Here is a 23,453-nt window from a genome sequence, read left to right on the forward strand (position 1 = left end):
AATTAAGCGTTGATTGAGTCAATAACAACCTTGGTATATGGTTGACGATGACCCTTCTTAGAACGGGAACCCTTCTTTGGCTTGTAACGGAAAATAGTGACTTTCTTTTCGCGGCCTTGCTTTTCAACAGTTGCGCTAACAGAAGCACCGTCAACGAGTGGAGTACCAATCTTAGTACTGTCACCGCCAACCATTACAACTTGATCAAAAGTAACTTTGTCGCCTTCGTTTGCGTCAAGCTTTTCAACGTAAACTATGTCACCTTGTGAAACCTTATATTGTTTACCACCAGTAATGATAATTGCGTACACAGTGTGCACCTCCTTATTTTTGCTTAGACTCGCCGAGTTAAGCGCCCCAAAAGGGAACTTAGTAGCTCAAGTCGTGCGGTTGTAGCTGTGGAAGCCACAATTACAACAGTTGCAATTATACAAGAACATTATGTATTCGTCAACTAAATAAAAAACAGCCCAAGATTTGGACTGTCTTACTATTTTCGGGAAGCTAGATGCTTACTATTTTCCCTAATGGACGTCGAGTTATTAATAAAAAACTGAATAAAACCAGCAGCAATTACTGTAAAAATTAAAAAAATGACAATTCCCACAACTTCCACCTCCTAGAATAACAAATAACTTTGTAACCTATTTGTCACAATCAATTATCACCTTTAGTTAAAAATCTGGCAATTGATATGCTCACTAATTTAATAAAAATCAACAAAATATATCTTTATTTAATAAATAAACCTAATATTACTAAAATCAAACAATTAATGATTGACTAATTTCGACTTTTTATTCTATAATTATGGATGTTGTTGATTAAAACATTTTGTTGCAGTAGCTCAGCTGGATAGAGCAACGGTCTTCTAAACCGTAGGTCGAGGGTTCGAATCTCTCCTGCAACATTTTATAGTTACATAGCTTGAGTTGAACAAACTAAGGAAACGAGCTAACCCTTTAAAATCATGGGTTAGCTCGTTTTTTGTCGTTCTTTAAAATTCACAATTTTACATAGATTAGCATAGTTTTGTAAAACATTTACCAATTTTTTGCCAATTTAAAAAATCAGTTGTTCCCTTACGTATCTACAACGATGAAACTGAATAATTTAAAATTAGTCAATTTAACTATAATAAGTTAAAAAGCAACCCTCAAGGGGTTGCTTTTTAATAATTATTTTGTTGTCTTTGTTTATTAACTTCATTTTTAGCAAAAAAAGCAGCTTGAATTTCATCTGTGGTAAAACCAAAATCAACTAGACCGAATTTTAAGAATAAATGCCAAGCATGCTTATAGCTACTTTCACTATGAGCAAAATAAGCTTTAAAGATCATTTGTTTCAAAATTAAATATTGTTTATCTAAAAATTCTTCTGCTTTTTTGGCTGTTATGGTTGTTAATTCAGATTGTGAATCAACAATTATCTTATTCCAATTTTTCAAATTAGCAATCAATAAAAAGAAATCCATCGCGTCGACATACTCATTTAATAAGGTTGCTCGTGAAGTTAATCCTTCGTCTTGCTTACCCCGATGAGTTTTCCAAACTTTAAACCATTCAGAAGTGTTAGCCATTTCACTTAATTCAACATCCAAAGCTACAAAAGCATTAGCTAAACGGTGATCTGGTTGCCAGACTAACTGACGTTTCATTTCAATTTGTCGATTTAATTCAACGGATGCTGCCAACATTTTTTGTAAATCCAAATTTAATCCTCCTAGCCAAAGATGTATGGATCAGAAATGATAGCTAATTCCTTATTATTTTTTAAATACCAGTCACTGATAAACGGATAATCCAAAATAAGTCCTAACCAGCTTTCTTTTTGTGGTTCATCATGAACTAATGCTCCCCACTTAGGATGACTGTCGCTACCGTCATTTTTGACAACTAACTTAATATCATTATCCAAATTCAAAATAGCTTCGCCATTGTCACCAGCCATTAACATGTAATTGCTTTGAGCAGCGTCAACGAATAATTCATCTAGAACCTCTTCACTAATGGCTCCGGCAGCAAAGGTGTAAAATTCACCATTGATGCTATCCAAAATATTAAAATCAACTCGGAATCCAAATGATTCCTTCAAAATTTTAGCAAAATCAATTAATACCGAGACAGCATTTTTAATGTTGGCTACTTCGGTTCCTTCAAGGGTAACTACGAAATAACTAACCAATGCCGTACTGTTAAACAACAATTCCTTACGTTGTAAGTCTAAGTAAAACAATGGCTTTTGATTTCTAGTAGGAGCAAAAAAGAAACCGCTATTACTCTTACCTGATTTGAAAAAGGCAAAATTATCGTCATTAAGTAATCGGAATTGGGCCTGAAGTTTTTCTACTCGTTTAACAGAATTAATCGCAAAGTTTTGCGGCACTTGATTTAAATCAAGCAAACGCTGCATGAAAACTAGTTGTACATCTTCATCGGAGTATTGATGTGGAAAAGTTAAAAATTTACTGTCTAGCTTAAAATCAGTCAAACCAATAGCTGCTTCTAATAAACTTTGTGAATGTTTAGTATCTACTAAAGTAGAAAACAATTCCACATAATCTTCGCCGTGTTGTAACCCTGATTTAATGGCACTACTATAACGGTTAAGTGTTTGGTTGTTGGTAATAACTTTGGTTTCACTTTCTGTTTTACTAGTCATTATCACTCACCTGCTTTTCTTCAGCATTATTGCCTAAGAAGCTTAATAAATAGTTTTTGTAAAGCGTCCGAGTACTATCGTTAAATTCAGCAAAAGTACCGAAAATTTGCTTAAGACTTTGACGTTCAAAGCCCAAAATTGTTTCTTCTTTAGATAATTTCAAAATTTCATTTTCATTACTCTTAATTTTTTTATTAGCATCGTTGGCCTGGTTATCAAGATTATCGATTTCAACTAACTGTTCTTCTAGGACTTGTTTTTCTTCTTTTTGTTTAGCAGATTCCCAAGGCATAGCTGAACGACCTTCTATTTCTTGCATCTGTCCTTGAAGTTTAGCTCGTTGCTTGTTTCGATCAGGTTGTTCAACTACTAAGTTAGTCAAATGATCATTTTCAGCGGCTAACCGTTGCATTGCTGCTTCATTAACTCGCTTACCCTCAGCTTCTAAATTAAAAGATTGAGCTAATTTATCATATTCCTCTTCATCAAATTCAAATGCCACGTTAATTACATCTAACTTGCCAAATAAACGATGATCCCACCAGTTACCAAAGTAGACATCAAATTGTCCCAATTCGTACTCATGGTAATAAAAGAATGGATAAGTTTCCCCTAAATAATCAATTAACTTATAGCTTAAATGATGACTTAACTCTGGAGTTAAATTTTGGGCCAAAGAAAAATCATATGTAGCGTTATCATTTAAATCAGGTTCTACATCTAATTGTTGATTATATTTATTATGATTAATCAATTGGTAAACGTGTAAATCGTTACCATCTTTAATCGAATTTTGTAGATCAGTCAAATAGTCAACTTTACCAGTTAATGCACTAGCTAGTTGGCTATCATTTTGTTCAAATTGATCGTTATTATTTTCTTCGACCATAATTATCCCTCGATATAATTTATTATTGCGTATATTTAGTGACTCTTCCTTATCTATTAATGTTATATGAAAATTTTAGATAAATAAAGGTCTTTTAACATTTTTTCCCTTTTATAAAGAAATGAAAAAAGCATCCCTCAAAAGGAACGCTTTTTACCACTTAATACTTATCTAAATATTGCTCTCGTTCCCAATCGGAAACCTTGGTTCGATAAGTATCATATTCGAGATTTTTGGCTTCAATAAAGCTTTGTGACAATCGTTTACCTAAAGCGTTTAAAACAACGTCATCTTGTTTCATGTACTTTAAAGCATTATGCAAAGTATCAGGTAGATTTTCAATATGATTTTGCTTTCTGTCATCAGCATCCATACTGTAAATGTTACGATCAACACTTTCTTCAGGTAAAATATTATTTTTCAGCCCATCTAAGCCAGCTTCCAAAACAGCAGCAATAGCTAAATAAGGATTAGCAGCTGGATCCACACTACGTAATTCAATTCTAGTGGAATTTCCTCGAGCACTTGGAATTCTAATTAATGGTGAACGATTAGAACCAGACCATGCTACATATACAGGTGCTTCATATCCTGGTACTAAACGTTTGTAAGAGTTAACAATAGGATTGCAGACAGCTGTGTAGGCTCTAGCGTGACTCAATAATCCACCTAAGAAGTGATAAGCTGTTTGAGACAATTTCATTTCACCATCTTCATCATAAAAAACGTTACCATTGTCATCAAATAGTGACATATTCAAATGCATTCCTGAGCCATTAATGCCACTCAGTGGTTTAGGCATAAAGGTAGCATAAAGACCATACTTACGTGCAACTGTCTTCACCACTAGTTTAAATGTTTGAATATTGTCTGCTGCTGCTAAGGCATCTTCATATTTAAAATCAATTTCATGTTGTCCCGGAGCAACTTCATGATGGGCAGCTTCAACATCGAAGCCCATCTCCTCTAAAGTCATCACAATTTCTCGACGACAGTTTTCACCCAAATCCATTGGTGCCATATCAAAATAACTCCCCTTATCATTTAATTGGGTTGTGGGTTCACCATTTTCATTCATTTTAAATAAGAAAAATTCAGGTTCAGGGCCAATATTAAAATCTTTAAATCCGGCCTTTTTCATATCTTCTAAAACTCGAATTAAGTTATTACGCGGATCGCCAGCAAATGGTTCCTTGTCGGCAGTATAAACTTCACAAATCACCCGAGCAATCTTACCTCGTTCTGAACTCCAAGGAAATACCATCCAAGTACTTAAATCGGGATACAAGTACATATCACTTTCTTCAATCCGGACAAATCCTTCAATGGAAGAACCATCAAACATAATTTTATTGTCTAATAATTTCTCTAGTTGAGTAATGGGCACCTCAACGTTTTTAATCGTGCCAAAAAGATCTGTAAACATTAATCTTAAAAAACTAACATTTTCTTCTTTAACCATTTGGCGAATATCATCTTTGGAATAATTATGTTTGGTAGCCATTAGTGAAAAAACCTCTTTTAATTTTATTGTAATTTATAAGGAATGAGTTGTATCAAAACCAGCACTTCTCATTAAATCAGCGTGAAGTAGTTGACGAGCAGCACTATCCGAAAGTTCAGTTTGACGTCGATATGACTGCTTACGCTCCAAATCGATAATATCATGCACCGTCATCCCACTTTCCAGATAATCCTTAATCTGTAGTAAACGATCAACATCATTTAACGAAAAAAGACGCTGATTGCCCTCGCTACGTTTCAAACTAATCAATTGCTGTTTTTCATAATAACGAATTTGGCGCGAAGAAAGTGCCGTTAACTGCATTACCGTTTTCATTGGCAGCACTGCCATTGACCGTCTTAATTCGCTTTCACTCATCATTGCCCTCCTAAATTATGGATTTATCATAACACTTACTGAGGTAGCGTCAATAATCGATGTCAGCTTTTATGACATGAATCCTAATTATTTTTCAACCATTGACTAACATCATTAAAAATGGCCGTAAGTTCTTCTGGTTGTTGAACTAAGTCGTACCACTGATTAACAGCCGTTTTATTGCGAAACCAAGTTAATTGCCGCTTAGCATAATGTCTAGAATCTTGTTTAATTTGATTACTAATTAAATTTAAAACAGTAGCATCGTGATTAAATTCATAATGATTAAATTCACGATAGCCGATTCCTTTGCTGGCAGGTAATTCAAAGCCACCATTATCTAGTAACCATTTGGCTTCATCAATTAACCCCTGCTTCATCATTAAATCAACTCGTTGATTAATACGTTCATAAAGTAATGTGCGGTTCGTATTTAGTCCAATGATAAAAGCGTCTAAATCAGTGGTCTGATTAGTTTGTTGCGTGATAGAATTTCCAGTTTGAGTCTTTACTTCAATTGCTCGAATGACCCGAACCGCATTAGTCAGATCAATTTTTTCGATAGCTAAAGGATCTATTTGATTTAATCTTTGAACTAAAGCATCTAAACCTTTGTCTTGTTGTAATTGTTGCAGTTCCTTACGTAAAACCGGATTATAATTTCCGTCACCACCTAAAGTCAATCCATTCAATAGTGCTTGAATATAAAAACCGGTTCCTCCCACGATAATAGGTATTTTCCCTTTAGCAACAATGGTTTCAATAGCTATACTAGCATCAGTCACAAAATCTGCAGCAGAGTATCGTTCGTCAACGTTTTTTATATCAATTAAATGATGAATAATACCAGCTTGTTCATTTGGCATAATTTTAGCCGTACCAATATTTAAGTGTCGGTAGACCTGCATCGAATCCCCGGAAATAATTTCACCATTAAATTTTTGTGCAAGTTTTAATGATAATTCCGTTTTACCAACTGCGGTAGGTCCTATAATTACAATTATTTTGGTCATTAATGTCACCCTTATCATTTTTTTAATCAATTTAGTAGATATCGTTCATTAAATAAAGCATAATAGAATGTGTAAGAATAAATTACGAATGGAGGCCACTCACATGTCAAAATTTTCTAGTGGATTAGCTGTTGGTATTTTAGGCACCGTGGCAGTTTTTGCTGGTAGTTTGCTTTCCTTTAAGAAAACGGTTGTTGAACCAATCGAAGTCCAAGAACAAAAATTCGATGACAATCGTAAAAAAGCGATGCGCAAAAGTCGTTCTGCTCACCATGGCTAAAAATTAATAATACAAAAGGGTTTGAGCCCAATGCTCAAACCCTATTATTTTGTCTTTTTTTCTTTTCCATCCCAGTTTTGATAACCAGTTTTTAAAATGAATAGTTTTTGATAGCCTTTTTTATGTAAAAATAAAGCGGCTTGTTTACTAACCGTGCGACCTTGATCATACAAATAAACTGGTAAGTCAGCTCTAATTTGTTGATAGTAAGTTCTAAGTGTTGAATAAGGCATATTTCTAGCCCCCAAGATATGACCCGCATCAAAGTTCTTCTTTTCACGTAAATCAATCACTTGAGCTTTTCTAATTCCTTGCTTCAATTCGTCGTTAGTTAAATACTTAGCTACTTTGCTAACTTGATAACTTTGATACAGTCGATAACATAGCCAAACTACCAAAATAATAATTAAAACAATCAAAAGCCATGTGTTCGTTGTTGTTAATCCAATAATCACGTTCCAAACTCCTTTTAGGCGCCAATTGCACCATCATTTTTTAATTGAAGGACTAGTGAAGCCGCTCCAATTACTCCAGCATCGTTACCTAACTGGGCAAGTTTAATTTTAGTGGAATCTCGAACAGATGGGAAGGAATTTTTTTGGAAATAGCGGGTAGTCGGTTGTAACAAGGTGTTACCAGCATTAGAAACTCCACCACCAATAATAATATTTTCTGGATTCAAAGTATTGCCTACATGTGATAAAGCTAATCCTAAATACTTACATACTCGATCCACAATTTGGTTAGCCAAAATATCACCCTGATCGGCTAGGAAAAAGACTGCCTTTGACGAAATCTTTTGATTAGAATCAATTTGCTCTTTTAAGCGTGAATTACCCATAAAATCCTTAGCCATATCAATGGCAACATTCACCACGCCAGTAGCTGAAGCATATTGTTCCAGACAACCTTTTTTACCGCAAGTGCATTGAAAACCATCTGGAACAACGGTAACGTGACCAATTTCACCGCCACCACCGTTAACACCATGCACTAGCTGACCGTTAGTGATAACCCCACCACCAACACCTGTACCTAAGGTAACAAATACAACATCTTCGGCGTCATCACCGGCTCCTTGCCAGTATTCGCCCATTGCGGCCGAATTAGCATCATTTTCAATTACAAATGGTAATCCAATGCCAGCTTGAATTTGTTTTCTAACTGGTTGTTTAGTTCGCCAATTCAAATTATAGGCACCAATTACCGTTCCATTGTCACGATCTACCGCTCCTGGAGTTCCCATTCCAATGCCTAAGAAATCACTGACTTTGTAGTCTTCCTTGCTAATTTGTTTATTAATTGATTTAACAATATTAGGAACAATATGACTACCATCATCACTAATATCTGTTTTAATACGCCATTTAGATAAAATATTTCCGTCTGTATCTAAAAAAGCAAACTTGGTGGTAGTACCACCCAAATCAATTCCAATTAACTTTTGCACTATGAATCACTCCCGTTACTTTTTTGTTCTTCAATACGATGTTGTTGCGTTAATATCAGTTTGGCTTGAATAAACTCTCTTTGAGTAATTAGGCGTGCCTGGTGAAGCTTGTCTAACTCTAACGCCATGACCTCAATATCCCATAACCGTTTGCCAACATAAACGTATATATTAAACTTTTTAAGTAATTGCTGAACATCATATAGCGTTTTCATTATCTCACATCCTTACCAAAATTTCGCTATTTTACCTTAAAAAAGCAAAATTTAACCTACCATTCCAAAATGAAATAAAGCTACTGCCACAATAATTAAGGTTACCAATGCCACGATTCGTTTAACTGGACTGATAACGCCATTGGTAAAACCAGTAACATAAGCGCCCAGGTAACCACCAATTAGCCCACCTAAATGACCAGCTAAATCAACTCCAGGACTGATTAAATCCATGGCAATATTTAAACCAATCAAAATTAAGAAAGTTTGGCTTAAGGACTTAATATACTGATTATCGGGATAACCATCATTTAGGACTAAAAAGGAACCAAAAAGGCCAAAAATGGCGGTACTAGAGCCAGCCGAAATACTGTCACTAAAAGCAAAGCTAGCTAAATTTCCCATCACTCCACTCACCAAAAAAAGAACTAAGAAACGCCAATGGCCAAAAACACCTTCAACAATTCGCCCCACAAAATAAAGGGTAATGCCGTTCATTAAAATATGCATTAACCCCATATGAATAAATATTGGCGTAATTAAGCGCCAATACTGACCCATTTGAATCAATGGATTAAACTTGGCACCAAATCGTACCAAATTGGTCGGATCAGTTGTCCCACCCGTCAAGGACATTACCAAAAAAATCAGTACCATAATTATTAGTAATCCATAGGTAACAAATGGCATATTTTTAATTTTATTCAATTTTATCTCCTTAAACGTTTATTACGTTATTTTTTGAGATTAGTGATTACTCGTTGTATTTTAACATCATGTATATTAACCGGCCAGTCCGGTTCAACATAATATTGCGGTTTAGTACTCAAAGCGACGGTTTGTCCACCATAATCAGCTAAATAACGATCATAAAATCCAGCGCCAAAGCCTAAGCGGTCCCCAGCAGTGGTAAATGCTAATCCCGGAATAATCATTAAATCTATTTGGTCTTTCGCCACAACTTTTCCATTAACTGGTTCAAACACCCCAAACTTAGTTTTGACCAATTTAGTTGAAGAATTTAATTGAACGAACTCCATTTGAAAATTTTCCATAGTTCGTGGAATAACGACTTGTTTCTTATAACGTTTAATTTCAGCAATTATTGGTTTAGTATCAAATTCACCAGCCATACTAACGGAAGTAGCAATTATATTGGCTTTGAGAAACTGTTCAGATTGAAATAACTGCTTTAAAAGATTTTGCTGTTCTACTTGCAAATCAGCATTGTCATTTTGATAATATTGATTTAATTTAGTTAATTGTTTCGCACGAACCGTAGCTTTATCATTCATCTAAGTGATCACCTCATTTTAGGTAAATAAAAAAGGTTTGGGTAAATTACCCAAGCCTTATTTTGTTTCTCGATGTAATGTAACTTTGCGTTGACGTGGGCAATACTTATCAAGCTCCAAACGATCAGGATTGTTACGACGATTTTTGCTGGATAAATAATTACGTTCGTGGCACTCAGTACATTCTAAAGTAATGTGTACTCGCATTGAGTAATACCTCCAAACTTTTCTAAAGTGAAGCTATCAAATAGCTCTAACCTAAGATATTTTATCATTTATTAAACCAAATTACTAGGAAAAAAGCAATTAAATGTTAAGTATTTTTACTTAACAGTTGAAGAAGACTGAACATCCTTCCAATAATCGGCATAAATTTTCTTAGCTAGGTTCATATTATTACTTTCGGCATCCACCCCTAAATTAGGCATTGCCAAGGCAACCACTACTTCTGGATCTTTGGATGGTGCATATGAAGCCAAACTAAGAGTGACCGTTTCATTACCATTATAGAAAGTTTGAGCTGTCCCAGTTTTAGCTGAAATTTCTGGTTTAATGGAAGCTAATCGACCACCAGTCTTATACGTATTAGTTCCATGTACTACTTGATATAGCCCACGTTTAACTAATTTTTTCTCAGCATTAGTCATTGGAATGGTGTTTAAGACCTTTGGCATTACCGTAGCCTTAACTGCTCCCAATTCACCCTTGGCATTAGTACCTCGAATAGACTCTACTACGTGCGGTTGAATTCGATAGCCACCGTTAGCAATGGTTGACATGTATTGAGCTACTTGAATCATGGTATACGCGTCGTAGTTACCAAAGGATAAATCTAAGGCATTTCCAATATGAGAACTTGTACTTGGACCGGCGATCCCAGTTGATTCACCAGGAATATCTACTCCAGTCTTAACTCCAAGACCGAATTGTTGGAAATAACCCCGCATTTTATTGAAAATACTAGTAGACATGCTCAATGCACCACCAGCACTATAATTAAATTTAGCTTCCTTCATAGCTAATTGCATCATATATGAGTTAGAAGAAACTTCCAAAGCGCCGGCAGCATCTACCGCCATGTTTTGGCCACCATTTTTATTAAACCATGATGTTTTCTTAACACCACCAATATTAATTGGCATATCGGTTAACACACTATTGGTTGGAGTAATAACTTTATCCATTAAAGCGCCAGAAACCATCGCACCCTTAACCACCGAACCCATTACAATTGAATTGTTGATGGTCCCTAAAACATTCGTAGTCATCTTAGAGGTCGAGGGGTTACGATCAACTCCCCCTAATCCAATAATCGCACCATTTTTAGGATTCATCACGACAGCATAGGTTCCAGTGGAATAACCACCAGCGGAAGCCTCAGCTGCCTTTACATCAGCTTGTAAATCTTTTTGGAATTTAGAATTAATGGTTAATTGGAGGTTATCTCCTTTTTGACCACCGTATTTTTTAATTTGTTTAGTGATTTGATTATCGCTATTTAATTTAACATCAGTTTGAGATTTGCTACCGCTCAAAACAGTTTCATATTGTTTTTCCAAAAAGGTCTGTCCGACACTGTCATTTCTAGAATATCCCTGGGCTAATAATTGATTAACTGAGCCACTTGGTAATCCCGTCTTTTCATTAGAAACCGTTCCGGCAATATTTTGAATAGACTTACCATTAGGATAATCCCGACTCCAACTAGTACCAACATTAACTCCTGGCATTTCTGACAAATGTTCGCCAACTTGAGCTAATTCAGATTGAGTCACTCCGGTATCTTTAATATAAGTTGTAGATAATTGATAAGCGCCACTCATTTTAGCAAAAATAGTAGCAGCATTTTTCATTTTTTTAGTAAATTTAATGTTGTCCGAATTTTCAACATATTCCAATGCTTTATCATAACGAGCGTCCGCACTATAATTCTTGATCCCTTTTAACTGAGCCAAAGTATTTTTTAAATTATTTTCGTCGGCCAAATAATAATCGGCTTTTTGTCGTTTCGTTAACGACGATGTTGATACTTTAACGTATTGACTCAAGGTGTTAGCCGTTTTATAGATTTTACTAGATAATTCGTTAACGCCTTTTGTATAAGTAATGGCTTGATGGGCTTTGTTTCCCACCAAAACTTTTCCCTCAGAGTCATAAATCATCCCGCGCTGAACATTGCCAGTCATCGTTGTCGTATCCGACTTATCTACTTCTGCTTTATATTTGGTACCATTAACCACTTGCAGATATACTAATTGGGCCAATAGGGCTGCAAATAAAATTCCTACCAGAGTAAAAACGATATTTAATCGAAATGGTAGTGTTGACGCCTTTTTCTTTTTGTTTTGATTGTTCTTCTTTTTAAATATTTTCACAGTTTTATTAGCTCCTCACATGATAAATATTTTATCAAATTTTAGTATCAAAAACTACCACACTCGCTAATCTTTAACATATTGTGATAATCTAAAAATAACAATTTAACGCCGAAAGGAAGTTTATATGAAATCAAATAAACGAATCTTATCAGTCAGTTTCTTTATCCCTGTTTTAATTACCATTTTTTACTTTGCCTGCCGGCACATGGCCCCCTTTGGCAGTTCCTCAATTTTAACTGTCGATTTAGGCCAACAATATATTGATTTTTTTGCATATTTCAGAGAAACCATTCTCCACAATCCTCGTGGCATTTTCTATACTTTTGCTCAAGGACTTGGCGGCAATATGTTCGGCACTTGGGCCTATTATCTAATGAGTCCGTTAAATTGGCTTTTATTATTTTTCCCCACGCAACAATTACCCAGCGCCATTTTATTGCTAACCGTTTTAAAATACGGTCTAGCCGGTTTAAGCAGTGCTTATTTATTATTACAATTAAAGCAAATGGATAATCGTTACATTCCAGCATTTTCTACTTGCTATTCATTAATGGGCTGGATGGTGGCTAATCAATTAAACATCATTTGGCTAGATGCTATCATTATCTTGCCGTTAGTATTTTTGGGCGTTATCCGTTTGATTGTATATCAAAAAGCAGCTACATATATCCTATGGTTAACCCTAATTTTAATTATTAACTACTATTTTGCCTATATGATTGCCATCTTCATTACGCTGATGGTTTGGTTCATTAATTTTAATCACTCTAACAATCGTCAGCAATTTTGGCTCACTGAATGGCGTTGGTTCAAAGCTTCATTAATCAGTGGTGCCCTAGCAGCATTTAGCTTAATTCCAACGTATTTATCTTTACGAAATAGTAAAATGAACTATTCCACTAATCTATTTCATTTTAAAGTGGAATATAATCCCTTACAATTTTTTGGTAAATTTTTTAACGGTTCTTTTGACTTTAAGCAACTCCCCAGTGGTACTCCTAATCTCTTTGTAGCCAGCTTTATCTTAATTTTAGTAGGATATTTTTATTTTTCTAATAGCATTACGCTTCGTTTAAAGCTAAGTCATTTGGCCATCACTTTGTTCATGTTTGTATCCATGTGGTTTGCCCCACTAGACCTGTTATGGCATGCTGGTCAAATGCCAGTTTGGTATCCTTATCGCTTTTCTTTCGTCTTTTCTTTTTGGTTAATTATTACGGCTTATTATACTTGGTCAATTATTTTGCAAAATCAATTAGAAAAAGGAGCCCTTATGAAAACTTTGATTGTAGCTGTTATCATCATTGCAGCTATTGGTCTTATCATAAAACAACTCGAATACCTAACCATTCCTAATTACCTAATTGGTATTGGTTACTTTATCCTTACCGCTATCCTTTTAGTAATACTGGCAAAGCAGTCTTTATATCAGGATAAATATTTACCCGTTGTAGTAGTTAGTTTAGTAGCAGTTGAAATGACAATCAATTTTGTCAATTCATTAAATAACCTCTCTTACTTGAATAGTAACGAATATAGTTCATATGCTCAAATGGTTCAAAAACAAGCACGGTTACTTCAATCAAACGACTCCTCATTTTATCGAATTGGCAGTACCTTTGCTCGAACTAAAAATGATCCCTTTACTGGTAATTACAACGGGACCTCTCTTTTTAGTTCCACCCTTGACAGTAAAACTAGTCGCTTTTACGCCAATATGGGTAATCCTGATGGCGATGCATTTGTCACTTATACTAATGGCACTACCTTTACTGATAGTTTATTAGGAATTAAATACTATTGGAGTCAGAGCCCGGCCACCAAAATAAATGGAAAATTAATTAAATCACCGTTAAGCACCATATCATATCGACCAGATATTGCTGCTAATTACTCTAAAATAAATCAAAATAGTTTGGTTACTACGAGTAAAAATAATAATGCGCTACCTTTAATGTTTTTAACTACTCAAAAAACCACAATTAATCAAGCATCAAAAAATGACCCTATCGACTACCAAAATCACCTCTATCAAATCATGACTGGTAGGCAGCAAAACATTTTAACCAGTCAATCAATTACTAATTTCAAATATCAAAATCTTCATTCCATTAGTACCCTTGATGATGCTATTTTGCAAAAATCAGAGCTATTAAAACCGGCCCAGTTAAGTTTTAATATTACAACCAAGCCTCATCATTCTTACTACCTAACCTTAGGTAGTAACCTTTCTACTAAAGATTTATCAATTTATGTTAATAATAAAAAAGTAACTCAATACCCTGATTATCGTCACGCCGTAGTTTTAAATATCGCTAGTACTAAACAAGCTCAATTGGTTAAAGTAACACTCAAACCGAAAAAAAATAATGTTTGGTTGCAAGATATGAATCTATACCAATTAAATAACCAACAATTAGCTCAATCAATGCAAAAAATTAAACACCAAAACATAAAAATTACTACTGTAAAAAATAATCAAATTATGAGTAAAGTAAACGTCAACCAGGCAAGGCAGACTTTGTTAACTACCATTCCATATGATAAGGGATGGCGAATTAAAGTTGACGGCAAAAAAGTTAATGCATCGGCATGGGCAAACATGTTTACAAAAATTTCTTTACCTAAAGGAAAACATCAAATCAGTTTCACTTACTACCCCAATGGCTTAATTATTGGTATTTGGATTAGTTGTTTATCTGGTGTTGGCCTTATCTTATTTAAAAAATTTATTGACTAATAAAAATGACAGTTAATCTAAATGATTAACTGTCATTTCTTTATAATTCTCCATTTTCAGTATACGTATAAATGGGATTATCACTAGTTTTAGGATCATAATCAATTTTAAAATCCAATCCTTTGAAGAACCACTCATCGGGTTGCGCAATAAAATAATTAACGCCATCTTTAATCGTGCTGGCATATACCTTACCAGGTTCGTCATCACGCATCAGCGCCAATGAAAATCCATTATGCGCTGGTGTTTTTCCATACACCTTACCATAAAAACTAACCCCGTTACCGGCCCTTAAGCCCATTTCATTTTGAAACCATTGACTAGCTGAATCGGTTACTGTGATTTTCATTGATGTCACTCCTTAATTGAATTCGCTTACATTATAACATCAATTCATAAAAAAAGTAGGTGAACATTCGATATTGAGAACATTCACCTACTACGTTTATTATTCGATTTCTAGAATCTTAACTTTCATATCACCAGAAGGAATATTAATAACTACTTCTTCATTAAGATGATGACCAACTAAGCCCTTAGCAATTGGTGATTCATTGGAAATCTTACCAGCCATAGGATCAGCTTCTGCGGCCCCTACAATTTGGTAAGTTTCTGGTTCTTCGTCAGGTAGTTCTTTAAAAGTTACCGTTTTACCAACGCTAACTTCATCTTTAGCAGTGGCATCTGAATCAATGATTTGAGCATATTGAAGCATATGTTCTACTGTTGCTACTCGGCTTTCTAACATGCTTTGTTCATCTTTGGCAGATTCATATTCAGAGTTTTCTGATAAATCACCATAACTTCTAGCGATTTTAATTCGTTCAACCACTTTTGGTCGTTGGTTAAGCTTTAAATCTTCTAGTTCTTCTTCAAGTTTTTTACGACCGTCTTCGGTCATTGGGTAGCTTTCTTCAGCCATAATAAATCCTCTTTTTTCTTCAATTAAATTGTGGAATCGATATTATTGGTAATCTGAGTATTACCGCGTTGCATCAAAATAGAACGAATTTTGGTGGTCAATAAATCAATAGCAACTTGATTTTGGCCTCCTTCTGGAACAATTAAATCGGCGTAACGTTTAGTTGGTTCAACGAATTGATGATACATTGGTTTTACCGTTGATAAATATTGATTAATTACACTATCTAATGAACGACCACGTTCCTTAGTATCCCTTTGGATTCGACGAATTAAACGAATATCATCATCAGTATCAACAAATACCTTAATATCCATTAAATCACGTAAACGTTCATCATCTAGAATTAAAATACCTTCTAAAATGATAACTTCTCGTGGTTCTTGGCGAATTGTATCACCACTTCTAGTTAATAAATTATAATCATAAACTGGTTTCTCAATTGGTTGATACTTTAATAACTGTTGCAATTGTTCAATCAATAAATCAGTATCAAAAGCTAATGGATGATCATAATTAACCGCTGCTCGTTCCGCCATTGACATCTCTGCTTGATCATTATAATACGAATCTTGTTGGATGATTGTCAACGAATAATTAGAAAGTTCATTAAAAATTTTACGGCTAACGGTGGTTTTACCACTACCAGAACCACCAGTTACACCAATTACTACCGGTCGTCTTGTTTGTTCTTTCATTTTTAAACCTCCTTAATTATCTTTAGCGTATTTGGCAATGTTAGCCTGATGTTGATCAAATGTTTTAGCATAGTAAACTTTTTTGGTTTTAGTATTAGCTACAAAATAAAGATATTTTTTAGAACGATCAAGTGGGTTTAAAACAGCGTCAATGGCACTTTTACTTGGACTGTCAAAGGGTCCAGGACCATATCCGGGATGCACATACAGATTATAAGGTGAATCGACTTTTAAATCTTTGACCGTTAATTCCTTATTATTTCTGTGAATGGCATATAAAACGGCTACGTCCGATTGTAATGGCATATCAATATCAATTCGATTTTCTAGTGCGCCAGCCATTTTACGACGATCAGTTTGGTCGACCCCTTCACGCTCAATTAAAGATGCTAACGTCATCATTTCTTGAACTGACATTTTGGCTTTTTTAATCTTAGCATAGTCAGGTTTTAAAATCAGATTAGTTTGTGCCACCATTTGTGTTACCAATTGTTGTAATGAGGTATCTTTTTTAACTTCGTAAGTAGCTGGATATAGGTAACCTTCTAGTCGGTAACGAACATCTTTAGCTTCCATAGCAGATGTTAATAATTCTGGATACATTTTTTCTAGTTTGGCCAAGTATGTTTTATCGTTAACCAATTTCTTAAAGGAAGCTGCTGAAAAATCAGTTGTGTGACTAATTTCTTTGGCAATTTGATCAATGTTGGCACCCTCACGAACCAGTAATTTTCCGGAACTACTTTGAATGGGTTGATCACTACCACCGGCCTGTAATTTTTTAGAAATGGTTTTTAAACTCATAGATGGTTTCAATTGATAATACCCAGCTCTAAAGCCGGTTAAATTACTAGATTTGACATAATAATCAAATACTACCCCACTCTTAACAATACCTTTACGTTCCAAAATAGAACCAATTTGCTTATTAGATGCTCCCATAGGTACGTGAATTTGGCTGACAGTATCATCTTTTGAATCTAACGGCTTCAGGGCTTGTTTAAAATAACGATAACCCATAAAACCAATGGTAATCGCCAATAAAACAAGAATGCCGATAATCCAAATAATAATCTTTTTGCCTAAACTTGTTTGTTTTCTGCTTCTCATTCGTAGTTCCTCCTATCGAATTATATTATATGATTGAAACTATCGAATAGTAGCTGAAAGCTCTTCTGTTAAATGTTTTTTAATCTTATCAACAGCAGCATTGACATCTTCATCTTTTAGCGTTTCTTTGGTGTTAACAAAAACTAATGAATAAGCCAATGATTTTTGACCAGCTGCTACCTTATCGCCATCATAAACATCAAATAGGTGAATCGAATTTAATAACTTACCGCCTCGTTTTTTAATAACCGAAATGATTTGTTCGTTACTTATTTCCTTAGCAACCTCAATTGCAATATCTCGTTTAATTGTTGGATATTTAGAAATCAATTGATATTGATTATCATTTTTAGGCATATTAGTAATTTCTTGTAAATTCAACTCGAAAACATAAGTTGGGGCAATTTTAAATTGTTTAGCAATACTTGGATGAACCTCTCCAATGAAACCAACTTCATGACCATGAACCAAAATTTTGGCCGTTTTTCCTGGATGCATTTCTGGTAATTCATCAGTTGCCACATATTCAATTTCACCAGAAATACTTAAATTAATTAATAACTGATTAACAATTCCCTTTAATTGATAGAAATCAACTGGTAAAGCTTTTTGATTCCAACCAGCTTGATCAAGTGATCCAGAAATAGCCCCAGCTAAATGTTCTACTTCCACCGGACGAACTTCGTCAGCATCATTACGATAAAATACCCGGCCTTGTTCATATAAGGCAATATCTTTTACTTTTCGAGCATTATTATAGGCTACATCGTCAAGTAAACCACTAATTAGATTCATTCGAAGAACCGCATGGTCTTGGGTCATTGGCCATTTCAATTCAGTTGCCAAGCTAGGTTGCATTAAGAACATTCCTGCTTTTTTAGCTGTCGTTAATGAATATGAAATAGCTTGAGTTAATCCTAATCCCTCCAGTACTTGACGAGCTGATCTAGCTAACTTTTGGGGCTCAGTCAAATGGCCAACCATACCGTCAGTATCAGGTAATGTAACTGGTAAATTGTCATAACCATAAATTCGTGCCACTTCTTCATCTAAATCTGCTGCTTCATGAATATCCCAACGACGAAGAGGTATTTTAACAGCTAAAGCATCATTTTCAACATCAGTAGTAAACCCAAGTCGATCAAAAATATCCACTACTTGATTCATGGAAAGTTCAGTCCCCAAAACTTTATTAATATGCGTTAAAGTAGTTGAAACAACCGGTTCAACACTTTCTAATTCAGTGGCATTTAAAGTTCCCTTAGCCACCTCGCCGTTAGCTAGTTCACTAATCAGTGCTGCCGCTTCATCAATAGCTTGTTGAACTCCACCTACGTTAATCCCGCGTTCAAATCGTTGTGATGCTTCAGTACGAATTACATAGTGACGAGCGGTCTTTCTTAATTTAATTGGATCAAAGACGGCTGCTTCTAAAACCACATTAGTAGTTTCATTGGTAATTTCAGTTTGTTGACCGCCCATAATTCCAGCAATGCCAACGGGTTGATTTTTATCTGCCACTACCATATCTGTTTCATTTAATTCATAGCTTTTTTCATCTAAAGTCGTAATGGTTTCGCCAGCTTTAGCATACCGAACGTCCAAATGTTGTCCGTTAATTTTATCTAGGTCATAGGAATGCATTGGTTGACCATATTTCCAAAGAACATAGTTAGTAACGTCGACAACATTGTTAATTGGTTTAATTCCGGCTTGCCACAACTTGATTTGTAACCATCGGGGACTTGGTTTAATTAAAACATTGTTAATGACCCGCAATTTATAAGTTGGAGCCAAATCCGGATTAGCCGTAGCAGTGATTTCAGTATCAGTAGCTTGTTGACCATTTTCGGTGACACTTCGAACATTAAAGTGGTCTTTTAAATTATAAATAGCCGCTAAGTCTTTCACGGTGCCGTAAATGCTTAACATGTCTCCACGATTAGGAGTAACATCAATATTAATTAACGCATCGTCCATCCCTAAATATGAAAAGACTGCGTCACCTAATACCGCATCATCTGGTAATAAGTAAATCCCATCTGCCCATTCATTAGGTACTACTTCTTTATCTAATCCGATTTCATCTAGGGAACAAAGCATTCCACTAGACTCGATTCCACGCATTTTAGAGCGCTTAATTTTAACGTTATTAGCAATTCGTGATCCCGGTAAGGCCACAATTACTTTTTCGCCTTCAGCTACATTAGGTGCCCCACAAACAATCTGCAATGATTCATCGCCAACATCTACTTGGCAAATATGCAAATGATCTGAATCTGGATGTGGTTCTACTTTAGTAACTAATCCAACCACAATCTTTTTTAATCCGTCCATGGGTACTTTTACAGAATCCACCTCAACGGATGAACGTTCGATTTTCTCAGCCACTTCTTGAGCTGGTAAATCTAAATCTAGGTATTCTTGAAGCCACTTGTATGAAATTTTCATTATTTATTAGCCCCTCCGGTCAAATTGATTTAAGAAGCGAACATCGTCTAAGTAAAAGTCACGGATATCGCTAACACCATACTTCAACATAGCAAAACGATCTGGTCCAATCCCAAATGCAAAGCCACCAAATTGATCACTATCCACTCCAGCCATTTTGAGGACATTAGGATGTACCATACCGGCTCCTAATACTTCAATCCAGCCAGTGTGCTTGCAAACATCACAGCCTTTACCCATACAATTAAAACAAGTAACATCCACTTCAACAGAGGGTTCAGTAAATGGGAAATAGCTAGGACGTAAACGATAATTAAATTTGGTGCCAAAGATTTCATGAATCATGGTAGCTAAAGTACCTTTTAAATCAGACATGGTGATATTTTTATCAACCACCAGACCTTCGATTTGGTGGAATTGATGAGAATGAGTAGGATCATCAGTATCACGACGATAAACAATTCCTGGTGAAATCATTTTCAAGCCGCCGTCTTCAAAATTATGTTTTTCTAAGGTTCGAGCCTGCATCGGAGAAGTTTGAGTACGCATTAAAATATCATCAGTTAAATAAAAAGTATCTTGCATATCACGAGCTGGATGATCCTTTGGCAAGTTCATCATCTCAAAGTTATACTTATCTTCTTCAACCTCGGGTCCAACCAATACTTGGTAACCCATTCTAATAAAAAGATCAACAACTTCATCAATAATTTGTTGAATAACATGCGGTTGTCCTTGACGAACCTGATTACCAGGTAAAGTGACATCAATGGTTTCATTAGCTAATTTTTGAGCTAATTCTTTGGCTTCAATCGCTTGCTTACGAGCATCGATTTCCGTAGTAAGTTCATCTCTGATGGTATTAGCATAACTACCAACTTGAGGACGTTCTTCTGGTGACAAATCACGAATACCGCGTAAAGCAGTGGTGATTGGTCCTTTTTTCCCTAATAAACTTACTCGAATATCATTTAAAGCTTTTAAATCATCGGTTGCTGCAATTTCAGCTAAACCTTGATCTTTAATCTGGGTCAAATCTTCTTTTAAAGACATAATTTTCTTCCCTTCTTATTTTAATACACAAAAAAAGCCTCATCCCAGAAAGGGACGAAGCAACGCGGTACCACCCTAATTTAGACCATAAAAAGTCTACACTTAAGATCTATAACGGTGATTTACCGGCCAAATTTTCGTTAGTAAACTAACTCCCATTAAGCGACTAACCAGGTGAATTCAACAAGAACTTGATTCCCTATTTTCACTAACTACGGGGATCTCTTTAAACAAGTCAATTTGCCTACTAATCCTGGATGTCTAGTTACTTTTAAAATAATAATCTAAAATAAAAAAATGGTCAAGTTAATCATTACAATCAACTGGATACCATTTTTCAGACCAAGAATGAATTGCCGCCATAATTGGTGCTAATTCCTTACCTTGTTCAGTCAGTGAATATTCAACTAATGAGGAATTAGGGTAACTTTTACGGTTGACTACACCATCATCTTCTAGTTCACGTAGTCGTTCTACTAATACACGGTCACTGCATTTAACAACTTGACGAGCAATTTCACGGAAACGTAAAGTCCCCTCTTGTAGTAACACATCAATAATTAAACCATTCCATTTTTTACCTAAAAACGAAAAAGTTTTTTCAAACTTGGGACACAAATAGTAATCACTTAATGCTTGTTCCATAGTTGAGGCTTCTGTTGCCATAGTCATATCTCCTTTTTTATTATAACGCCTTAATAACTGCTTGAATTTTATTTTTTAGTGGGCGGAAAAATTCACTAACTGCTTCATAATCATCAACCAAAGAAACAATCATACTTTCCCGATATTTAGGACGGGCCGTAGTTAAGCCCCACATATGTTTCAAAATAATATCACGTTCCTTAGCAGATAAATTAGTGATTTTTTCGGCATTTCGCAACGCCACTCGTGGGTGGATAAACGCATGAGAGCCTAAGTCAAATTTAGTGGTACGCCAATCATAATAGAACAAATCATGGAGTAACCCGGCACGAGCTACTGCCCGATAGTCTAAATGATGCGCCTTGGCAATACGGTAACTATCATAAGAAACTGCTAAACTATGGTCTAGTCGAGTTGAATTATGATGTTGTGTGTAATTTTCCAATTTTTGGACAATCTCAGACTTCAAAAGATCAGAAACTAAAGCAACGTATTCAGAATCATTTTTCCATTCATCTTTTGTCATATATTACCCCTCATATTTTCTACCCGTATCTTACTAGGATTCCATTTGAATAGCAACTTTTTAATTCGTTAATTTTGCAAATAAAACATTAAAATTCCGCCCGCAATCGCAACATTTAATGACTCGGCCCGACCTTTCATTGGAATATAAAGATTTTGTGAAGTTAACCTTAATACTTCTTGACTGGCTCCGTTACCTTCATTGCCCAATACTAATGCAAATTCACCTGGGCTAGTAACTTGATTATATGCCACCGCCTGCGGATTTAATTCAGTACCAAATGTTGGTACTTGTTGTTCATTAAACGCCTGTAGCCATCGTTTTAAATCACCTTCATAGATATTTAAGTGAAATTGACTGCCTTGCATGGAACGCACTACTTTTGGATTATATAAATCAACAGTACCAGTCCCAAAAACCACACCACTGACTCCCGCAGCATCAGCCGTTCGCACAATGGTTCCAACGTTACCTGGATCTTGCAGGCCATCTAAGAGAACCCAGCTTCCGTGTAAATTAAATGGTAATTCATCATTAAACTCTGGTAATTTAACGGTCGCAAAAATTCCTTGGGGTGTCTGAGTTTCTGAAATGTGACGGGCAATCTCGGAAGTAATTAAATAAATTTTAACCTGATTGCTTAACTGATCCCAATTGAGTTGTTCTAAATCATTAGTATCAGTGACCATAATTTCAGTTACGGCTTCATTGGCCATAATAGCCTCATTAACTAAATGCCAACCTTCCAACATATAAAGTTGGTTTTCTTTACGTCCCTTCTTTGATTGCATTTTTTTCCATTTTTTGACATGATTATTTTGATTAGATGTAATTTTTTCGATATTCATTAAAAAACTCCTATTTGAGGTAAATATTATGGTAGATAAAACAGTTGAAATTCATGTTGATGGTTTAGTTCAAGGGGTTGGTTTTCGTTATTATACTACTAAAGCAGCCCGCCGTTTAGATATTACAGGTTGGGTCGCCAACCAAAGTGATGGCTCGGTTAAAATCATTGCTAGTGGCAAAGATCCCCAGTTAAATCAGTTTATTCAAATTATTAAAGATGATCCAGCACCACTAGGAAGAGTAACGCATTTCTCTTCTAATTATATACCCTTTCAGTCGTTTAATGAATTTGGTGTTAAATATTAATAACTTATTTCAGTTTAAATTGAAAAGGATACCAATATCGAGTAAAATTATTTTTGTTTACTATTTATTTAATTGGCAGAAAGGCGCTTT

At 35.3% G+C, this 23,453-nt stretch carries 26 protein-coding genes, 1 tRNA gene and 2 other annotated features; of the genes, 4 read left to right on the forward strand and 23 right to left on the reverse strand.

All coding sequences use genetic code 11. From position 1 onward, the window contains the following. Positions 1 to 2 precede the first annotated feature (2 nt). On the reverse strand, positions 3 to 311 hold the full coding sequence (rplU, locus tag HII32_RS07165) for a 50S ribosomal protein L21 (RefSeq protein WP_172189809.1): 309 nt from the start codon (positions 309 to 311) through the stop codon (positions 3 to 5). Between the two features lie 15 nt (positions 312 to 326). After that, positions 327 to 402 (reverse strand) — a sequence feature (ribosomal protein L21 leader region). 434 nt (positions 403 to 836) lie between these two features. Here rplU and HII32_RS07170 point away from each other — a divergent pair. Beyond that, positions 837 to 910 (forward strand) — tRNA-Arg (locus HII32_RS07170). Positions 911 to 1,171: 261 nt separating this feature from the next. On the opposite strand, the gene HII32_RS07175 is transcribed toward HII32_RS07170, so the two are convergent. The 6 genes from HII32_RS07175 to miaA form a co-directional block, all read right to left on the reverse strand. Next, positions 1,172 to 1,711: a dUTP diphosphatase gene (locus HII32_RS07175; protein ID WP_246224880.1), complete on the reverse strand. Its 540-nt coding sequence runs from the start codon at positions 1,709 to 1,711 to the stop codon at positions 1,172 to 1,174. A gap of 11 nt (positions 1,712 to 1,722) precedes the next feature. Continuing rightward, positions 1,723 to 2,661, reverse strand: a complete 939-nt coding sequence (locus tag HII32_RS07180; protein ID WP_172189811.1) for a hypothetical protein — start codon at positions 2,659 to 2,661, stop codon at positions 1,723 to 1,725. Next, positions 2,654 to 3,550: a hypothetical protein gene (locus HII32_RS07185; RefSeq protein ID WP_172189813.1), complete on the reverse strand. Its 897-nt coding sequence runs from the start codon at positions 3,548 to 3,550 to the stop codon at positions 2,654 to 2,656. Before HII32_RS07185 ends, HII32_RS07180 begins: the two co-directional genes overlap by 8 nt. A 160-nt stretch (positions 3,551 to 3,710) precedes the next feature. Further along, a complete protein-coding gene (glnA, locus tag HII32_RS07190; RefSeq protein ID WP_172189815.1) occupies positions 3,711 to 5,054 on the reverse strand; it encodes a type I glutamate--ammonia ligase in 1,344 nt (447 codons plus the stop codon). 33 nt (positions 5,055 to 5,087) lie between these two features. Continuing rightward, complete coding sequence (locus HII32_RS07195; protein ID WP_172189817.1) at positions 5,088 to 5,432, reverse strand: MerR family transcriptional regulator; 345 nt, start codon at positions 5,430 to 5,432, stop codon at positions 5,088 to 5,090. Positions 5,433 to 5,515: 83 nt separating this feature from the next. Then, on the reverse strand, positions 5,516 to 6,445 hold the full coding sequence (miaA, locus tag HII32_RS07200; protein ID WP_172189819.1) for a tRNA (adenosine(37)-N6)-dimethylallyltransferase MiaA: 930 nt from the start codon (positions 6,443 to 6,445) through the stop codon (positions 5,516 to 5,518). A 103-nt stretch (positions 6,446 to 6,548) separates the two neighbouring features. On the opposite strand from miaA, the gene HII32_RS07205 reads away from it, so the two are divergent. Then, positions 6,549 to 6,725, forward strand: coding sequence for a DUF3042 family protein (locus HII32_RS07205; RefSeq protein WP_172189821.1), 177 nt, complete (start codon positions 6,549 to 6,551; stop codon positions 6,723 to 6,725). 44 nt (positions 6,726 to 6,769) lie between these two features. On the opposite strand, the gene HII32_RS07210 is transcribed toward HII32_RS07205, so the two are convergent. The 7 genes from HII32_RS07210 to HII32_RS07240 all read right to left on the reverse strand — a co-directional run bounded on the left by HII32_RS07210 (position 6,770) and on the right by HII32_RS07240 (position 12,060). Beyond that, positions 6,770 to 7,180: a rhodanese-like domain-containing protein gene (locus tag HII32_RS07210; RefSeq protein ID WP_172189823.1), complete on the reverse strand. Its 411-nt coding sequence runs from the start codon at positions 7,178 to 7,180 to the stop codon at positions 6,770 to 6,772. 14 nt (positions 7,181 to 7,194) lie between these two features. After that, positions 7,195 to 8,178 carry an ROK family glucokinase gene (locus tag HII32_RS07215; protein ID WP_172190062.1) on the reverse strand — a complete coding sequence of 328 codons (984 nt, stop codon included), beginning with the start codon at positions 8,176 to 8,178 and terminating at the stop codon, positions 7,195 to 7,197. Then, positions 8,175 to 8,390 carry a YqgQ family protein gene (locus HII32_RS07220; RefSeq protein ID WP_172189825.1) on the reverse strand — a complete coding sequence of 72 codons (216 nt, stop codon included), beginning with the start codon at positions 8,388 to 8,390 and terminating at the stop codon, positions 8,175 to 8,177. Before HII32_RS07220 ends, HII32_RS07215 begins: the two co-directional genes overlap by 4 nt. A 51-nt stretch (positions 8,391 to 8,441) precedes the next feature. Further along, the gene (locus HII32_RS07225; RefSeq protein WP_246224881.1) at positions 8,442 to 9,098 is read right to left on the reverse strand and encodes a rhomboid family intramembrane serine protease; all 657 of its coding nucleotides are present in this window, start codon (positions 9,096 to 9,098) and stop codon (positions 8,442 to 8,444) included. Between the two features lie 26 nt (positions 9,099 to 9,124). Then, the gene (locus HII32_RS07230; protein ID WP_172189827.1) at positions 9,125 to 9,685 is read right to left on the reverse strand and encodes a 5-formyltetrahydrofolate cyclo-ligase; all 561 of its coding nucleotides are present in this window, start codon (positions 9,683 to 9,685) and stop codon (positions 9,125 to 9,127) included. Between the two features lie 57 nt (positions 9,686 to 9,742). Next, positions 9,743 to 9,892 carry a 50S ribosomal protein L33 gene (gene rpmG, locus HII32_RS07235; RefSeq protein WP_082620588.1) on the reverse strand — a complete coding sequence of 50 codons (150 nt, stop codon included), beginning with the start codon at positions 9,890 to 9,892 and terminating at the stop codon, positions 9,743 to 9,745. Between the two features lie 116 nt (positions 9,893 to 10,008). Then, a complete protein-coding gene (locus HII32_RS07240) occupies positions 10,009 to 12,060 on the reverse strand; it encodes a penicillin-binding transpeptidase domain-containing protein (protein ID WP_172189829.1) in 2,052 nt (683 codons plus the stop codon). A gap of 127 nt (positions 12,061 to 12,187) precedes the next feature. Between HII32_RS07240 and HII32_RS07245 the strand changes: the two genes are divergently transcribed. Continuing rightward, positions 12,188 to 14,803 (forward strand): YfhO family protein, encoded by a 2,616-nt coding sequence (locus HII32_RS07245; protein WP_172189831.1) that lies wholly within the window; start codon positions 12,188 to 12,190, stop codon positions 14,801 to 14,803. A gap of 40 nt (positions 14,804 to 14,843) precedes the next feature. On the opposite strand, the gene HII32_RS07250 is transcribed toward HII32_RS07245, so the two are convergent. From HII32_RS07250 to HII32_RS07290, 9 genes are all read right to left on the reverse strand, one after another. Then, positions 14,844 to 15,152 (reverse strand): HesB/YadR/YfhF family protein, encoded by a 309-nt coding sequence (locus HII32_RS07250; RefSeq protein WP_172189833.1) that lies wholly within the window; start codon positions 15,150 to 15,152, stop codon positions 14,844 to 14,846. Between the two features lie 99 nt (positions 15,153 to 15,251). Next, entirely contained in the window at positions 15,252 to 15,725 is a 474-nt protein-coding gene (gene greA, locus HII32_RS07255) for a transcription elongation factor GreA (protein ID WP_172189835.1), read from the reverse strand. Between the two features lie 23 nt (positions 15,726 to 15,748). Further along, positions 15,749 to 16,423, reverse strand: coding sequence for a uridine kinase (gene udk, locus HII32_RS07260; protein ID WP_172189837.1), 675 nt, complete (start codon positions 16,421 to 16,423; stop codon positions 15,749 to 15,751). Positions 16,424 to 16,435: 12 nt separating this feature from the next. Beyond that, positions 16,436 to 17,533 carry an endolytic transglycosylase MltG gene (gene mltG, locus HII32_RS07265; protein WP_172189839.1) on the reverse strand — a complete coding sequence of 366 codons (1,098 nt, stop codon included), beginning with the start codon at positions 17,531 to 17,533 and terminating at the stop codon, positions 16,436 to 16,438. Between the two features lie 39 nt (positions 17,534 to 17,572). Then, positions 17,573 to 19,984, reverse strand: a complete 2,412-nt coding sequence (gene pheT, locus HII32_RS07270; protein WP_172189841.1) for a phenylalanine--tRNA ligase subunit beta — start codon at positions 19,982 to 19,984, stop codon at positions 17,573 to 17,575. Positions 19,985 to 19,990: 6 nt separating this feature from the next. After that, positions 19,991 to 21,037, reverse strand: coding sequence for a phenylalanine--tRNA ligase subunit alpha (pheS, locus tag HII32_RS07275; RefSeq protein WP_172189843.1), 1,047 nt, complete (start codon positions 21,035 to 21,037; stop codon positions 19,991 to 19,993). A 47-nt stretch (positions 21,038 to 21,084) separates the two neighbouring features. Beyond that, positions 21,085 to 21,304 (reverse strand) — a binding site (T-box leader). A gap of 39 nt (positions 21,305 to 21,343) precedes the next feature. Beyond that, positions 21,344 to 21,709: a winged helix-turn-helix transcriptional regulator gene (locus HII32_RS07280; RefSeq protein ID WP_425483277.1), complete on the reverse strand. Its 366-nt coding sequence runs from the start codon at positions 21,707 to 21,709 to the stop codon at positions 21,344 to 21,346. A gap of 13 nt (positions 21,710 to 21,722) precedes the next feature. Then, complete coding sequence (locus HII32_RS07285) at positions 21,723 to 22,208, reverse strand: HD domain-containing protein (protein WP_172189847.1); 486 nt, start codon at positions 22,206 to 22,208, stop codon at positions 21,723 to 21,725. A 68-nt stretch (positions 22,209 to 22,276) separates the two neighbouring features. Further along, the gene (locus HII32_RS07290; protein WP_172190066.1) at positions 22,277 to 23,050 is read right to left on the reverse strand and encodes a TrmH family RNA methyltransferase; all 774 of its coding nucleotides are present in this window, start codon (positions 23,048 to 23,050) and stop codon (positions 22,277 to 22,279) included. Positions 23,051 to 23,084: 34 nt separating this feature from the next. Between HII32_RS07290 and HII32_RS07295 the strand changes: the two genes are divergently transcribed. Then, entirely contained in the window at positions 23,085 to 23,363 is a 279-nt protein-coding gene (locus tag HII32_RS07295; protein WP_172189849.1) for an acylphosphatase, read from the forward strand. Positions 23,364 to 23,453 lie beyond the last annotated feature (90 nt).

Origin of the sequence: Lentilactobacillus kribbianus (genome assembly GCF_013184075.1) — a bacterium.
Classification (GTDB): Bacteria; Bacillota; Bacilli; order Lactobacillales; family Lactobacillaceae; genus Lentilactobacillus; species Lentilactobacillus kribbianus.

Excerpts from the sequence above, each read along its gene's own strand:
- HII32_RS07195 (WP_172189817.1), bottom strand. The coding sequence starts at position 5,432 with ATGAGTGAAAGCGAATTAAGACGGTCAATGGCAGTGCTGCCAATGAAA.
- HII32_RS07185 (WP_172189813.1), bottom strand. The coding sequence starts at position 3,550 with ATGGTCGAAGAAAATAATAACGATCAATTTGAACAAAATGATAGCCAA.
- HII32_RS07280 (WP_425483277.1), bottom strand. The coding sequence starts at position 21,709 with ATGACTATGGCAACAGAAGCCTCAACTATGGAACAAGCATTAAGTGAT.
- HII32_RS07285 (WP_172189847.1), bottom strand. The coding sequence starts at position 22,208 with ATGACAAAAGATGAATGGAAAAATGATTCTGAATACGTTGCTTTAGTT.
- pheT (WP_172189841.1), bottom strand. The coding sequence starts at position 19,984 with ATGAAAATTTCATACAAGTGGCTTCAAGAATACCTAGATTTAGATTTA.
- HII32_RS07245 (WP_172189831.1), top strand. The coding sequence starts at position 12,188 with ATGAAATCAAATAAACGAATCTTATCAGTCAGTTTCTTTATCCCTGTT.
- mltG (WP_172189839.1), bottom strand. The coding sequence starts at position 17,533 with ATGAGAAGCAGAAAACAAACAAGTTTAGGCAAAAAGATTATTATTTGG.
- HII32_RS07220 (WP_172189825.1), bottom strand. The coding sequence starts at position 8,390 with ATGAAAACGCTATATGATGTTCAGCAATTACTTAAAAAGTTTAATATA.
- HII32_RS07250 (WP_172189833.1), bottom strand. The coding sequence starts at position 15,152 with ATGAAAATCACAGTAACCGATTCAGCTAGTCAATGGTTTCAAAATGAA.
- greA (WP_172189835.1), bottom strand. The coding sequence starts at position 15,725 with ATGGCTGAAGAAAGCTACCCAATGACCGAAGACGGTCGTAAAAAACTT.
- pheS (WP_172189843.1), bottom strand. The coding sequence starts at position 21,037 with ATGTCTTTAAAAGAAGATTTGACCCAGATTAAAGATCAAGGTTTAGCT.
- miaA (WP_172189819.1), bottom strand. The coding sequence starts at position 6,445 with ATGACCAAAATAATTGTAATTATAGGACCTACCGCAGTTGGTAAAACG.
- udk (WP_172189837.1), bottom strand. The coding sequence starts at position 16,423 with ATGAAAGAACAAACAAGACGACCGGTAGTAATTGGTGTAACTGGTGGT.
- glnA (WP_172189815.1), bottom strand. The coding sequence starts at position 5,054 with ATGGCTACCAAACATAATTATTCCAAAGATGATATTCGCCAAATGGTT.
- HII32_RS07205 (WP_172189821.1), top strand. The coding sequence starts at position 6,549 with ATGTCAAAATTTTCTAGTGGATTAGCTGTTGGTATTTTAGGCACCGTG.
- rpmG (WP_082620588.1), bottom strand. The coding sequence starts at position 9,892 with ATGCGAGTACACATTACTTTAGAATGTACTGAGTGCCACGAACGTAAT.
- HII32_RS07180 (WP_172189811.1), bottom strand. The coding sequence starts at position 2,661 with ATGACTAGTAAAACAGAAAGTGAAACCAAAGTTATTACCAACAACCAA.
- HII32_RS07295 (WP_172189849.1), top strand. The coding sequence starts at position 23,085 with ATGGTAGATAAAACAGTTGAAATTCATGTTGATGGTTTAGTTCAAGGG.
- HII32_RS07230 (WP_172189827.1), bottom strand. The coding sequence starts at position 9,685 with ATGAATGATAAAGCTACGGTTCGTGCGAAACAATTAACTAAATTAAAT.